This is a genomic window from Undibacterium sp. Ji83W (genome assembly GCF_049340385.1).
In the GTDB taxonomy this organism is placed as follows: Bacteria; Pseudomonadota; Gammaproteobacteria; order Burkholderiales; family Burkholderiaceae_D; genus Undibacterium.
Genome location: NZ_JBMPOZ010000003.1, coordinates 323,424 through 337,589 on the forward strand (window position 1 = coordinate 323,424; position 14,166 = coordinate 337,589).

Annotated in this window: 11 protein-coding genes; 3 read left to right on the forward strand and 8 right to left on the reverse strand. The window is 52.4% G+C overall.

Features of this window, described 5'->3' with window-relative positions; genetic code table 11:
* The first annotated feature begins 78 nt into the window (after nt 1–78).
* Entirely contained in the window at nt 79–1,362 is a 1,284-nt protein-coding gene (locus tag ACO0LD_RS08280) for a lipopolysaccharide biosynthesis protein (protein WP_423005583.1), read from the forward strand.
* On the opposite strand, the gene ACO0LD_RS08285 is transcribed toward ACO0LD_RS08280, so the two are convergent.
* From ACO0LD_RS08285 to ACO0LD_RS08315, 7 genes are all read right to left on the reverse strand, one after another.
* On the reverse strand, nt 1,331–3,292 hold the full coding sequence (locus ACO0LD_RS08285) for an alpha/beta fold hydrolase (RefSeq protein ID WP_423005585.1): 1,962 nt from the start codon (nt 3,290–3,292) through the stop codon (nt 1,331–1,333). The genes ACO0LD_RS08280 and ACO0LD_RS08285 overlap by 32 nt on opposite strands.
* On the reverse strand, nt 3,279–5,789 hold the full coding sequence (locus ACO0LD_RS08290; protein WP_423005587.1) for a glycosyl hydrolase 2 galactose-binding domain-containing protein: 2,511 nt from the start codon (nt 5,787–5,789) through the stop codon (nt 3,279–3,281). The genes ACO0LD_RS08285 and ACO0LD_RS08290 overlap by 14 nt, the downstream gene beginning before the upstream one ends.
* Before the next feature lie 10 nt (nt 5,790–5,799).
* Nucleotides 5,800–6,786 (reverse strand): DUF1839 family protein, encoded by a 987-nt coding sequence (locus ACO0LD_RS08295; protein ID WP_423005589.1) that lies wholly within the window; start codon nt 6,784–6,786, stop codon nt 5,800–5,802.
* 7 nt (nt 6,787–6,793) lie between these two features.
* Nucleotides 6,794–7,705, reverse strand: a complete 912-nt coding sequence (locus ACO0LD_RS08300; protein WP_423005591.1) for an amino acid--[acyl-carrier-protein] ligase — start codon at nt 7,703–7,705, stop codon at nt 6,794–6,796.
* A gap of 10 nt (nt 7,706–7,715) precedes the next feature.
* A complete protein-coding gene (locus tag ACO0LD_RS08305; protein ID WP_423005593.1) occupies nt 7,716–8,891 on the reverse strand; it encodes an acyl-CoA dehydrogenase family protein in 1,176 nt (391 codons plus the stop codon).
* 1 nt (nt 8,892) lies between these two features.
* Nucleotides 8,893–9,132: an acyl carrier protein gene (locus ACO0LD_RS08310; protein WP_423005595.1), complete on the reverse strand. Its 240-nt coding sequence runs from the start codon at nt 9,130–9,132 to the stop codon at nt 8,893–8,895.
* A 344-nt stretch (nt 9,133–9,476) separates the two neighbouring features.
* Complete coding sequence (locus ACO0LD_RS08315; protein WP_423005597.1) at nt 9,477–10,685, reverse strand: ABC transporter substrate-binding protein; 1,209 nt, start codon at nt 10,683–10,685, stop codon at nt 9,477–9,479.
* 191 nt (nt 10,686–10,876) lie between these two features.
* Here ACO0LD_RS08315 and ACO0LD_RS08320 point away from each other — a divergent pair, with 191 nt between their 5' ends.
* Entirely contained in the window at nt 10,877–11,710 is an 834-nt protein-coding gene (locus ACO0LD_RS08320) for an SIR2 family NAD-dependent protein deacylase (RefSeq protein ID WP_423005599.1), read from the forward strand.
* 111 nt (nt 11,711–11,821) lie between these two features.
* Here the strand turns inward: ACO0LD_RS08320 and ACO0LD_RS08325 are convergent, their stop codons facing one another.
* Nucleotides 11,822–12,994 (reverse strand): alpha-D-ribose 1-methylphosphonate 5-triphosphate diphosphatase, encoded by a 1,173-nt coding sequence (locus ACO0LD_RS08325; RefSeq protein WP_423005601.1) that lies wholly within the window; start codon nt 12,992–12,994, stop codon nt 11,822–11,824.
* A 277-nt stretch (nt 12,995–13,271) separates the two neighbouring features.
* On the opposite strand from ACO0LD_RS08325, the gene ACO0LD_RS08330 reads away from it, so the two are divergent.
* Nucleotides 13,272–14,159 (forward strand): amino acid ABC transporter substrate-binding protein, encoded by an 888-nt coding sequence (locus tag ACO0LD_RS08330; protein WP_423005603.1) that lies wholly within the window; start codon nt 13,272–13,274, stop codon nt 14,157–14,159.
* The last annotated feature ends 7 nt before the right edge of the window (nt 14,160–14,166 follow it).

The following is a 14,166-nucleotide window of genomic DNA, read 5'->3' on the forward strand; positions in this document are numbered from 1 at the left end:
TTTCTGTTGCAAAATATGCTGAGGCAGTTCACGCATTGCAATCCCGCATCATAAGCCAGGACTCTCTCGTGCAAGCCCATGAGTTTTTATAAAAAATTTCTTTCTTCTTCCATATTATCGGTCATCGACCAGGGCATGCTTAGCGCCCTGAATTTTGTCATTGGCATTTTGCTCATGAATCTGGTGGCAAAAGATGACTATGGTCTGTATGGACAATTGTACGCTGGCGGTTTGCTGGTTGGTCTGATCGTCGATTCCTGGATAGCCGGGCCACTCACCACGGTTGCCCCTTCTGTGCAAGGTGACACCCGCAAATACCTGCTGCGTCATTACTGGTACAAACAAGTAGTCTGGACCCTGGCGATGGGTTCACTGGCCTTCGTGATTGTGGAATTTGTGCCAGCGGCAACACATTACAGCAACAAGAACTGGATACTGGCTGCGGTATTTGCCGCCTACCTGTTTGGCAATGGCATACGAGAATATGGCCGTACCGTCGGCTTCATCCAGTCCGACATCATTTCTGTACTGCGGCAAGACATTTTATATGTAGGCCTGGTTGCCATCGGCCTGGCCTACCTGTATTTCAGCCAGCATTTTGATCTGGTGACCGTGTTTTTGCTGCTGGCGGCCTCATCCTTCCTGTGTACGCTGGCCAGTCGCCAGCATTTCCTGGCACATACCTCTACCGATGTTGAAGCCCATGCTGAAGAAGAAATCCGCCAGGCCATCAACGCTCATCAGGAAACCATCGCCGGTCACGGGCGCTGGGCAGTGTCAGGGGTGATCGTCGGCTGGTTGTCGAACTACAGCTATGTCTATCTGTCTGGTGCCTGGCTGGGAGTAGCCGCCATTGCCGATTTGAATGCCTCGCGCCTGATGCTCATGCCCATACCGCTGGCAGTGGCAGCCTGGTCCAGGGTAGCCAGGCCAGAAGCCAGCCGCCTGATGGCAAAAAAAGACTGGCATGGCTTGAAGCGCCTGACCCTGTTTTCGATTGCTGGCATAGAACTGGTGGTGCTGGCCTATGTCACCTTGCTCTTGCTTGCCCTGCCCTGGCTGGAAAGCCATGTCATCAGCGCCAAGTACAGCGGGCTCGATCCCCTGGTCATGATGTGGGGCGGCTATTTTGCCATCAACGCGGCACGCTGGGTGGGTACGTCCTGGTTATCCAGTGGCGGCGCTTACAAACAAATGTTTTTTCTCGGTAGCGTGACACTCAGCATGGTCTTGCTGATCACTGCGTTCAGTATCCCGCGCATGGGGGCACAGGGAGCAATCCTGGCCCTGATCATCGTTGAAATATTTGAACTGGTCGTGGTCTGGCGCTTTATTTTGCCGCGTCTGCAGAAACAGGCTTAGCTACATTAACTACATTAGCAACGACGTCAAAATGCTGGGTCTGGGAAAGAGGTGTGGTGACGCCAGCCACATCATCTTGCTGACGATAGCTGAAACGATGCAGCAAATGCTTGCCGATGAAATCCACCAGCGCCAGCTGTGACCAGCGTGGCGTAAAAGTATGGTCAGCGCCATTAAAGAATTTCAGACGTATCCTTTCGCTTTGCCCTAACAACTTCGCATGCCTGCCAAATTGCTCGGTCATGACATCGACTGCCGTATCACTGGCTTCATAGATCAGCACCAGTTCTGTACCACGTGCTTCCAGATTCTTGAAATTACGCGCCACCTGACCAAGGAAGAGATTATTGTGCATCAGGTGAGTACTCAGCAATTGCCATTGCGTGCGCAGGCGCTTGCCTACCCGGCGGAATAAATTGCCACCTATCTGGCGGAAATCCACCTGCCCCTTGAGCACGCGCTTCCAGGTATCACCTTTGGTCAGCGCATGCACGTAATAATGGGTGGACTTGATCGTGGCCTTTTTGCGCTCTTCTATAGTATCGCCTGCACGCCAGCGATAAGTCAGCTGATTCATCAAGACCAGGGCGCTGACGCGCTCATCCCTGAGCGCACTCAGATAAGCCATGTAGGCACCGGAACACAGACCAGTCAATACAAAGGAGGGGCTATGATATTTACCCTGCATGAAATACATGGCGCTGCTCAGGTCATCCACACTGGATGCCGCATGCACATCATTTTCTTTGTCCTCAGGCGTCGTCCTGCTATAGCCTATGCCCGATTTGTCAAAGCGTAAAACATAAAAGCCCTGACTGGCCAGGCTACGTGCCAGGGTCACATACAGGCGGTGATTGCCAACCCTGTGATTGGCACCGATATTGCACAAGACCACAGTGGGCATGGCAGTCGCATCTGCACCTGTCCTGCGACTGACAATGCCAGCCATGCCTTCAAACTCCACCAGCTCTTCTTCCACCAAGGTATTGGCAAAACGCATGCTGGCAATCTGATTTTCCGCAGGCAAACCTTGACTGATGGCTTCGTGTAAAGGGAAGTAGCGCGCCAGCCAGGACTGCATTTCTTGCCAGATTGCAGTCGGTACCTGCGTGTCATGTGCATCTTCACGCATCATGGCGGCATAGCCGGGCAATTCTGATAATTGCAAGGCATGGTCATGATGATGCCAGGCTTGCACCAGCTTTGTTTCCTGTCCGGTGATGTCATCACGTTGCTGTAAAAAGACGGGCATGGCGGGTGCAGGCAACTTGCTTAAATCCAGCTTGCCAAGGCTGCTGCGAGTGGCGGCGGTAAATTCATACCCAGTCAATTCATCATCAGTCACCACATGATTGGGATCGATAGTCTGGTCAGGATCGACTTCTTTTTGCAAAGCACTCATGCTGCGCAAGACCAGCATTTCACGCGCATAAGCGCGTCCTGATATGACGGGAGCCATCAGCATGAGGGCCTTGGCATCAACGCTGGCTGCGACTGTAGCTGCCAGCAGGCCACCCAGACGCAAGCCAAACAGGGCGATATGTTCTATGCCAGCCATCTGCCGCAGCTGTGTCGCGGCCTGACGTATATTTTCTTGCCACAGGACGACCCGGCCGCTGTCAATACCAGCGACATCAGCAGCATCGCCAGTATTGTTATAGTCAAAGAAGCAGACATCAAACCCGGCTTTTGCCAGATGCATGGCCAGATGTTTATAGGCCAGGTATGAGACCATGTATTCATGCCCAAAGGGGGGGCAGAGAACCACGCCGCAACGACGACTGCCTCCGGCGTCACGAATACGCGCAGGGTGATACCAGCCCAGCATGGGACTAGCCGCATCGCCAAACCAGAAGGCTTGCGGCGTATACAGAATGTCTTTGCTTGGATACTGTTGTGTTGCCAATTCTGCCCCGCTAAAGTATGACACTCGTTGCTGCACTATTTGCTATAGCCACCCGGACGTTAGCCAGCGCATTTTGTGCCTGCACATGACCCGGCCTGATGGACTTGCCATGCATGACTGACAGACGTACTTGCCTGCTGCTGCCAGGTGCCATATGAAAATAATTATCTTCAGGAAGCATGCCCGGAATTTGCACAGTGACTGCCTGTGCCAGCTTTTGCGTACTCAGATGCAAGATGTGATTGCCATCAGCATCCTGGCTGCAATGCGCACGCAAACCCACGTCCGCCTGTTGATCAAATTGATGGCCAAGCGGGAAATGGAAGTCGGTGGCAATTGCCTGCTCATGACCTTGGTGGTACAAGGCAGCATGTACTACATCATGTCCGGCTGGCCCAAATCGATAGGCATAACTGGTATCAATAAAATGCGGCAAGAGCGCATAGTCTTGTACTTTGATTGCCGCATGTGCAGCTACCCGCACGGCAATACGGCCATGGGCAATACGTGCTTCTGCATGACGGTAAAGATTCAGTTCCAGTTCACCTTCGAATGCCTGTGGCCCGTCATTGATGACATGCAAAGCCAGCCCATTCAAACCTTCATCGGTGATGAGCACGGTCAGCGTCGCCATGGCGCGCTTCAGATAATAATAGGCAGCCTTGGGTTTGCCCTGCGCGTCAATAATGCCCCAGCCCGCACCTGGCCGCAGGTCACGCCAGAACCAGATCAGGGCACCATGGCAAGTAGAACCAACACGCCGCCATTCAGCGATGGTTTTAGCCATGACTTCACCAGTCGTCGTGCGTGCCAGAGACAGGTAGCGTTCACGGTCGGCATAGCGCAGGTTGGCGGGATTCACTTTATATAGCTCCGCCATATAGTGATCGCGCACATCTTCAAAATCCCAGCCTGTGCCATTGTCGCGTGGAATGCCTTGTTTCCATGCTGAATGCGGGCCGGGTGTCTCGCCATTCCTTAACATGCTGTCTATGAGTTCATCGTCGGGCATGTTCGAGAAACCCAGGCATTCCGAGGTAAAACGTATGGCACTGCGGCGCGCATCATCGAGTGGCCGTAGATAAGCACCAACACCAAAATAGTGTGCAACTCCGCTATCCAGTTGGAAGGGCATGACGCCACCGCTGGGGCTGGAAGGCCAGTACTGCACGTCAGGTCGGTACTGCTGGCAAAGTCCTGGCAGAGTTTGTGCAAAAAATTCATTACGCCACAATTCTGCTGGCTGGCCTAGCATGGCTGCCTGTTGTTCAACTTCGCTATTACCGCAGACCACTGCGATGCAGGGTGAAACTTGTGTACGCTGCAAGAATTGCTGCACTTCTGTCGTGATACTGGCGGCAAATGCGCCATCGCTCACAGGGTAATCCATATTCGCAAACATGCAGTCTTGCCAGACCAAGATACCGAGCTGATCACATAGCTGATAAAACTCGGCAGTCTCGTAGACCATGGTGCCAATCACCCGCAGCATATTCATGCCAGCATCGCGCGCCAATGTCAGCATCTGGTGCAAGTCGATGGCTTCATTTTGCAATGAAATGATATCTACCGGCGTCCAGCAGGCACCTCGACAAAATACAGGCACATCATTCACATGCAGATTGAAATCACCATCGCGCAGGTCAACTTGTATCTGGCGGAAGCCAGCATGACCAAGATCGATGGTCTGCATGTGCCCGGCAGACGCGATTTGTAATTCCAGCGCATACAGCGCGGCATCACCATGTGTATGCGGCCACCATTTTTTAACTTCTGCTATGCGGCATAGACCAAGAATACGGTATTGGTTTCCACCCAGACTTTGCCAGTTCAATGCGAAGTCTTGCTCGCCAATTTTGATAGAACAGGCAGTCAATGCGTGCGTACTTTGCACCGTCAATTCGATTTCCAACACCCCATCTGCGCCATCAAGTTTGCTAGAGATGTTCTTGCTGGTTACGCGCGCAGGGCTTTGCAATTCGAGCAGAATCTGCCTATATGGTCCTACTGGTGCCACTGGCGGTGACCAACCCGGCATGCGCCCCAATAAACTGGTACGCATCCAGCGCAATTGCTGTTGTTCAACCAGGCGGGTTTTCCAGCGCGGACGCGGGCGACGTTGTGCCAGTTGGGTATTCATTGCCAGAAAGCGCAGACTCAAGCGCCCTTTGCCACTGACGGCAAGCGCTGCCAGGTCTAGGCTATGGGCAGTAAACATATTCTCGCTGCGCAGGATGATACTGTCATTCCAGTAAACTTCAGCATGCGTAGCCAGACCTTCAAAATGCAGGCAGGCGGCATTTTCTGGCAAATCCAGATCACAGAAATACCAGACATCGACCTCATCGAAATTGTCTTTACCATATTCAAACTGTCCCGCAGCACGTAGTGCGCTGGCGATGGTGCCCGGCACTTGCGCCGGTAATCCAGATGGCAAGCCAGAAGGCAAAATCGCACTGCCGCTAGCGACTTGTACAGCTTGCCAGTCAGCAGTCAGGGGAATGAGTATCATGTGTGTCATGGATCCACAATCACCGGCCAGCCAGACTGTTATCAAGCGCTGCCATGCCCTGCTGCCAATGCACAGCCAGTTGCTCTATCAGTGGTGCCAGATCCACGGCTTTCTTACCCATGACGGCCCTGGCCGTTTTCAGTAGCAAGGTCTTGGTGAGTTCAGAGATGCTATCAAATTCTGTCGCTGCCGCCTCAAACTGCAAGGGCTGGTGTTGTTGTAGCCAGCGCAGGTAATGCGCGCCCAGGCTAAAGCCTGCACCGAGTTGACGCAGGCAGGCAAAAGCGTAGGCATGATAGGCTGCCATACCTTCTTCTTTCAATTGTTCTACATCGCGGATAAATACAGGCAGGAACAGGCTGACGGGATTACTGCGCGGGCGTCTGGCCAGGTATTTGCGCAAGAGTGGCAAAGAGATTGCGGCCAGTTCTGCATCTGTTTTTTTCTGTACATGATCAAGACGTACGAACTCGGCAAACAGTGGCATGAACGTCGCATCGTGCGGCTTGCCTATCCTGAAGGTTTCGACAAAATCTTCGCCCTGCAATTCATGGTAGCTGCTGTTATGGAAGTAACCCAGTTTTTGCTGTTCCAGATCGATTTCCTGTATGGCTATCGTGGTCTTGACATGGTTGGTGCGGTAATCTGTACCTGCCGTATCAGGCAGGTAGAAGGAATCTGTTTCTGTCAGCACCAGACGGCCACGGCCTAGCTGTATGCTGGCATTGCTGAGCAAGCCGCGCCAGACATTGAGTTCCTGCACGTCTATGCCATACAGGGCAAACAAGTCTTCATGCGGTGGCTTGTAGAAAGTCCACTGGTCGCCATCAAAATCATTGGCAAACACCATGGGCAGGCAGGCCAGCGGATTCAGCCCCTGCGCATGCAGGACTTCTATCCAGACATCGATATAGCAATTGGTTTCTGCCCAGGCACGGTCAGCACCATGCAGGGCATGTGGCTGATAGTCGCTGGTAACAATCGGATGTAAAGCGTGCAGGCTCATGAGCAGATCATGACCACAATACGTCACGGGTGGCCTGAGGCCAGGTTTCTGGCTGCATGCCATGGGTCTTGAACAAGGCCATGACGATGCGTTCCAGACCAAAGCCTAAACAGGCGGTATGAGCCAGTTCACCATTTTGCTGGTAAATATCAAACAGTTTGCCGAAATGGTCCTGGTGATAATTGAAGGAGCAAACCGCTGTCGGCTTGGCTTCGGATATCACCGGCACCAATACTTCAAATTTCAATTGCTGCTCCCGCTGGTTGGCCGCCAGCATGCGGCCACCACGGCCAAAGAAAGGGTCGGAGGCAACGTCTGAATGGGCTGGCAAACCCAGGGACTTTAAAATATCCAGGCCACGCTGCAACCAGATATCACGCCAGGCCACGACCATGTCGGGCGTACCGACACGGACAAATTCACGTACGCGAAAAGATTGCATGCGTGTCGGTTCTGGTGAAGGTTCATTCCTGAATACCCAGTTTTGCATATCCACCAGACGTCCCTCGGCAGGCACGGTCCCGGTAAAGCTGGGATAAACCGGGTAACAGGCTGCAGGCGTCAGGCAGACTGCTGTCATGGTTTGCAAATGCGTCCAGGGGCGGCCTTCATGGACATTTTCCATGAGCTCTTTATGCTGGGCTTCATTGCCGGTAAAGCTGAAGATGGTACCTGCCAGTTGCGGGAAAGAATCCAGGTATTCACTGCGCTCCAGCACCTTGCGGTCCAGGCAAGGCGGGAAAGACATCTTGACAGCACCATCATTCACTGCCACGCGGCTGACATAGTCATCAAAACGACGCAACACATCTTCAAACACCGGGCCGCGGCCAAAAATGCCTTGTACACCTACGGGGATGATATGCCCGGCAGCGACCAGGTCGTCGGTCAGGCCTTCAGGAGAAAAATCGATAGACATGGTGTCCTTCCTAATCGTCTTTGAGTACCAGCAGCAAGTTGGCATTGGTGGCCAGGATGCGGTCATTGCCGACCATAATGGCAGCTGAATGTGCATCGCGCAGATGGCGGCTCATGCTGAATTTACTATCATTCTTATAACCAAGGATGCCGCAGATGGACAAAGCCTTGGTGACGATTTGCGGCAGTGCCTGAGTTGCACCTATCTTCAGGTTATTCATTTTCAGCGAATAGCCCATCGATGTCAGCACACCAACCGCAGCATCGTCTGCCACAGACAGGGCTTCATACTCGGTCAGGCAAGCTTGTACCGAGGTGCGCAGGCTTTGCATCATGCTGACCAGCTCAGCCAGGCGTAAAGCTGTCGGCGGTACGGTGCCCGGATTGGCACGGGCCTGTCCCCGCACAAAAGCCCTGGCCTTGTTAACAGCAGCTGCCGCGCAACCCATCCAACAACCACCCCAGAGCAGATGCGATACCGGCACCACGGTTTGTGCTGACATGTCGCCAAAGGGGACATCGATAATCTGCGCCACATCGCCAACAGAGCTCATGAGGAAGGGCGGGCTGCAAGTGCCGCGCATGCCCATGGTGTCCCAGCCACCTTTTTGCTCCAGCTTGTAATCTGCCTTGCGTACCAGTATCAATGATTGATCGCTGTGGGCAGCATCAGGATTACGTCTGGCAGTCACCAGTAAATCATCAGCCTGAGCACCATAAGAAATCGTGGTGGCGTCCTTGACCAGCTTGAAACGCTGGCCATCCACTTCCACTGCACAATTACTGCGACGCATTTCACCGCCGACACCAACTTCAGAAGTCACAGAAGCGATCAGGTATTGATGCTGTACCAGTTCACGTAAATAATTCTGGTACCAGGGATTGTCCATGGCATGCCGGACGATGCTGATCACCTGTATCTGGTGCATGGCATAGATCATCGCTGTCGATGCGCATTCTCGCGCCAGGGTTTCAACGATTTCCACCAGTTCACTCAAACTCACGCCAGCACCACCTAGCGCCACTGGCACATAGGCACTCAGCAATTTCTCTCGCTTGAGGGCCGTCACAGCTTCGATGGGGAAGCGCGCTTCCTGATCGACAGTCTGTGCATGGGGTGCGGCAAATTCTTTGGCGACCAGGCTGGCTGCAAATATCATGGGAGAGGGAGTGGCTGAGATATCCATATCATGCCGTCAATTCTTCTATCGCTGCGTGAATAGCATTGATGCTTTCAAACACGCTGCGCTTCAGCATGCGGTCTGGAAATTCCAGATCAAAAGCATCTTCCAGTGCCAGCATGACATTGACACTTGCATGCGATGTCATGCCAGCTTCATACAGGTCAGCATCCTCAGCCAGGGCGTCCATATTGGCAGAAAATTTGCCATGCTCTTTTAGTACCTGGCGTATCTGTTCTTTGCTCATGATGACCTTTCTTATCTTTTTTCCGGAAGGCGAATCCCTGTTCAGGAATATGCTGTGCGCTATTGAAGACGCGCTACAGACATGACTGCTCACTGGAAGAGATGCGACTTGAAAAAGCCCAATAACGCGGTCTTGACGTGCATCCAGCAGGCATGCCTTAAAGTTAACAGGATAGCTGAATGCCTATGAAATCGACGTTAAATTTGGTTACGTTTTAATTGTCGCAAGGCAATAGATTTACAAGAAAAACCAACGACGATTGCCGTCCGCCCCACCAGTATTTCAAGGGCGCGGACAGATAAATTTGAAATAAATTTGTGAAGGAAATTCGCAGAAAAACTGGCTTATTTGGTGCGCAAGATCAGACTGTTATTGGCATCTTCCTTATACGCATAAGCGACCTTGCCTCGCCTGATTTCACCTATGAAAAGCATGTTACGGCCTACCGCTTCATGGTCGGTTTTCGAGAAGGGTTTTTTGTAGCGCGAGATGACCGTGGATGTGGTGTCATACTTCATGTCTTCCAGCGCCAGTTTGATCTTTTCACCATCGGTAGTATTGGCCTGCATGAGTGCCAAAGTCAGCATTCTGAGGGCATCATAAGTCTGTGCCGCGGACACCGCAGAGGGGATGGATTTAACATTATTTATGCGAAAGTAGTTAAGCACGAATTCATTGCTGCGGCTACTCGCATCATTTTCTATGAAGGTGACCGGCATGCGCGCACCTTCAGCATTGCCAGCAGCCAGGTCAACAAAACTGCGTTGTGACAAAGTCCAAGAACCTGCCAGTGGCACATTGAATTTTATCTTGCTCATGCCATTTGCGACCATGGCAGCTTCCGAGCTCAGGCAATACAGAATCACTACTTGCGCACCTGCCTGCTTGGCCTTAGTCAACTGCGCCGTCATATCCTGATCACCGACCTTGAAACTCTCGACAGCAACGGGAGTGATTTTACGGTTCTGCAATTCCGCCAGCAGGTTTTCCTTGCCGTAACTACCGTAGGGGCTGTCATCATGCAGGATAGCGATTTGCGTCAGTTTGCGCTTGTCGATGACATCTGCCAAGATCACTGATGGCTGCAAATTATCACTACCAGCAAGGCGGAACACATAACTGTCTGGTACCGCTGGCGGCATGAATTGCTTGGTCACGGCAGCACCGGTGGCGGCGCTGATAATCAGCGGCTTTTTACTTTCCTGAAAAACCTTGGCGGCCTGCAAGACCACACCGGTATTGGCAAAACCGATGACAGCCACGACTTTTTCTTTTTCCACCAGCTCTTTTGCCATGGCGGCACCGACATCAGGCTTGGCCTGGTCATCGCGCTCGACCAATTCTATACGCCGTCCCATGACGCCGCCGATCTGGTTAATGTCTTGCAAAAATACCCTGGCACCGCCGCGTATGCTCTCACCCATATCGGTGGAAGACTTACCGGTAAACGGACCTATGATACCTATGCGTATTGGCGCTTCCTCAGCATGAATAGCCATGGGCAGGGCCAGTGTCAGAAAAAGTCCGGCAATGAGTGCAGAAATAGTGCGCATACCTTAGTCTCCAGAATATAAATTATTATATATTGGCAATAGTTTGCACCAGCTTCTGGTGTTGAGCATGAGATTTTCACGCTTACTTACATTTTTTATCGCAGACTTGCCTGAAATTATAATAAATTGCACAGTTATGCAGGCACGCATACAACAATGCCACCAATTTAAGGACACCCTGAAGGCTCACCATGCATCCGGCCCATTTGATACATCAAGCAGCAGAACTCATCAGTCAGGCGGACAGCCTGGTCATTGCGGCTGGAGCGGGCATGGGTGTGGATTCTGGTTTGCCCGACTTTCGTGGCAGTGAAGGCTTTTGGAAAGCCTATCCGGCGCTAGGGCAGGAAGCCATCCCATTTTATGAAATAGCCAACCCGGCAGCTTTCCGTCGTCGCCCAAAGCAGGCATGGGGATTTTATGGGCACAGGCTGGCGCTATACCGCAAAATCCAGCCACATGCAGGCTTTGACATACTCAGACTATGGGGTGCTGCCAAGACCCATGGCCTGAGTGTATATACCAGCAATGTCGACGGGCATTTTCAACAAGCTGGCATGGATACGGCCCTGGTCCATGAATGCCATGGCTCCATCCATTACCTGCAATGCCTGCTGCCTTGCCGTGACAGTATCTGGCAGGCTGACCAGTTCATGCCGGAAGTCGATGAAATCAATTGCCAGCTAATGAATACCGCACCGACCTGCCCGCATTGCGGTGGCATGGCCAGGCCAAATATCCTGATGTTTGATGATGCAGACTGGAATTCACAAAGACAGCAGCAACAGGCTGAACGTCAGTCCAACTGGCTCAGCAAAGTCCGCCGTCCGCTGGTGATAGAACTGGGTGCGGGCACTGCTGTGCCCAGTGTACGTAATTTCAGCCAGCGCATGAATGCCCATTTTGGCGGCCACCTGCTGCGCATCAACTTACGTGAGCCACAAGTGCCATATGCCCAGGACGTGGGGCTGGCCATGGGCGCGCTGGAAGCACTAAGTGCTATACAGGCAGTGCTGGAAAAATAATTAGGACTTACGCAAAACCGCCCCAGCTGCGTTGCAGCTCCTAGTCGTACTAAAGTACTGTCTTCGTCGCTGACGCCTTGCTGGGACAATTTTGCGTAAGTCCTAGTAAAATTAAACGATTTGCCTGCCATCGCGCCATGCTGCGATCACTACTGGCAGTTTGTCGAGCATGCGCACACGTATAAAATCTGCCTTCAAGCCTGCTGCAATTTCGCCCCTGTCATGCAAACCCAAGGCCCGGGCTGGAGCCTTGCTGACAGTAGCGATTGCCTTGGGCAGGTCATAGCCATCTTCTTGCAGCATGAAGGCGGCCTGCAACAGACTGGCTGGCACATAGTCTGAAGACAGGATATCCAGCAAATCATGCCTGGCCAGTTCACTAGCCGAAACATTGCCAGAGTGCGAACCGCCACGTACGCGATTGGGCGCGCCCATGACGATGGACAGGCCTTGCTGTCTCGCCATCTGCGCCGCCAGCAGGCTGGTCGGGAATTCTGAAATACTGACGCCATCAGCCACGCCTTCATGCACATGTTCTGCGGTCGTATCATCATGCGAAGCCAGCGGGATAGGGTGCGCATGTTGCTGGCATTGTCGTATGACGAGCTGGCGATTCTCGGCCACGTGGCGTTGCTGGCGCTCCAGCAAGATGCCCAGCATCTTGTCGACTTTTTGCTCACTCCAGCCCCGCTTGCCAGTGACATAGACGCGGTAATGTGCCAGGTCTGTCCACTGGCGCTGGCCGGGCGTATGGTCCATCAGCGACACCAGCTTGAGTCTTTCGTCCTGCAGGAAGGGAGAGAAAAGGTGCAGCAAATCCGGCTCTGCCAGTTCCAGCCGCATATGCAGGAAATGCTGGGCACGTAACAAGCCAGCCTGCTCGGCAGTACGCAGACCATCTACACAGGGTTTCAGGGTTTGCATGCGCACACTATCTGGGTCGATGTCACCCACCGCTATCGCATCGAGCACCGTGGTAATGCCAGCCGCAGCGATTTGTGCATCATGCGCGAGTATCGCTGGCATGACGGGCCAGTGCACCTTGGGGCGTGGCATAAGGTGCTTTTCCATATTGTCGGTGTGTAGCTCTACCAGGCCGGGCAACAAATAATCGCCCTGCCAGTCTTCGCCTGCCAATCCGGCTACACCATCAGCCAATCCAGTGATTTTGCCCTGGCTGACGACCATGGAACCTGAAAACACACTGTCAGCGCTGACGATACGGGCGTTGCGTATTGTTAACAATGTCTTGGAAATTGAGCTGGAGTCAGATGGAAAATTCATGGTGATGAAAAACTGTGTGGATACCGTCACCTTAGCATGATTTTGCCAATGAGCCAGACAAGCAAAGCAGACTGGCAGGCTTGTCAGCAACGCATATCAAGAACACATCTTGTTAGCTTAAACATCACGATTGCGCAATATAATTTTACCTTTTTTACTAAATCTTGTTTAGCTGATGCGCTTCAATTTCATACATTGTCTTGTACCATGACTGTTAGAGTCGACTAGTAAAAGGCCTGATCTCACGATGTTAATCACAAAATAACGGGTGGAAAATATGATGCGAAAAGCAATTGGTGGCATGACTGCCATGATGTGCCTGGCCTTGCCCCTGCTGGCACAAGCAGGCGATACGATAGGCAAAATACGCAAAACCCAGACCCTGGTGATAGGTATCCGTGAAACCGCACCATTTTCATATACGGATGAAAACAAGCAGCCTCTCGGTTACTCGGTAGACCTGTGCCTGAAGGTGGCAGACGCCATCAAAAAAGAACTCAAAATGCCGGCCATGAAGATACAGTTTTACTCTGTAGACTCTACCACCCGCTTTACTGCCCTGCTGGAAGACAAGATAGATCTGGAATGCGGCAGCACCACCAATAATGCAGAAAGACGCAAGAAAGTGGCGTTTACCATCCCGCATTTCTTTTCCAGCGTACGCGCTCTGGTGAAAGCCGATAGCGGCATCAAGAACTGGCCGCAACTGCGAAACCGCACCGTCGTCACCACCAAAAGCACCACGACCGTCAAATTGCTGAATGACAGGAATGACACCAGCTCACTGAATATCAAACTGGTGGAAGGCAATAGCGACCAGGATTCTTTCAAGATGGTGGAAGAAGGCAAGGCTGATGCCTTCCCCATGGATGATGTGTTGCTGTACAGCCTGCGCGCAGAATCCAAGGCACCAGCTTCGTTTGCCATCGTTGGCGACCCTTTGTCGATCGAGCCCTACTCCATCATGTTGCGCAAGGATGATCCTGGCTTCAAGAAGATCGTTGATAGCGAAATGCTGAGACTCATTCATGAGAATGAAATCTACCGTATCTACGAAAAGTGGTTTACCAAACCAATACCACCTAAAAACGTCAACATGAATATGTCGATGGGCTTCTTGCTACGGGATTCCTTGCGCTTCCCTACGGATCAGGTAGCCGATTAATTAATCG

Coding starts and splice junctions, on each gene's coding strand:
- ACO0LD_RS08325 (WP_423005601.1), bottom strand. CDS start 12,994: ATGAATTTTCCATCTGACTCCAGCTCAATTTCCAAGACATTGTTAACA.
- ACO0LD_RS08305 (WP_423005593.1), bottom strand. CDS start 8,891: ATGGATATCTCAGCCACTCCCTCTCCCATGATATTTGCAGCCAGCCTG.
- ACO0LD_RS08300 (WP_423005591.1), bottom strand. CDS start 7,705: ATGTCTATCGATTTTTCTCCTGAAGGCCTGACCGACGACCTGGTCGCT.
- ACO0LD_RS08295 (WP_423005589.1), bottom strand. CDS start 6,786: ATGAGCCTGCACGCTTTACATCCGATTGTTACCAGCGACTATCAGCCA.
- ACO0LD_RS08280 (WP_423005583.1), top strand. CDS start 79: ATGAGTTTTTATAAAAAATTTCTTTCTTCTTCCATATTATCGGTCATC.
- ACO0LD_RS08290 (WP_423005587.1), bottom strand. CDS start 5,789: ATGACACACATGATACTCATTCCCCTGACTGCTGACTGGCAAGCTGTA.
- ACO0LD_RS08320 (WP_423005599.1), top strand. CDS start 10,877: ATGCATCCGGCCCATTTGATACATCAAGCAGCAGAACTCATCAGTCAG.
- ACO0LD_RS08330 (WP_423005603.1), top strand. CDS start 13,272: ATGATGCGAAAAGCAATTGGTGGCATGACTGCCATGATGTGCCTGGCC.
- ACO0LD_RS08315 (WP_423005597.1), bottom strand. CDS start 10,685: ATGCGCACTATTTCTGCACTCATTGCCGGACTTTTTCTGACACTGGCC.
- ACO0LD_RS08310 (WP_423005595.1), bottom strand. CDS start 9,132: ATGAGCAAAGAACAGATACGCCAGGTACTAAAAGAGCATGGCAAATTT.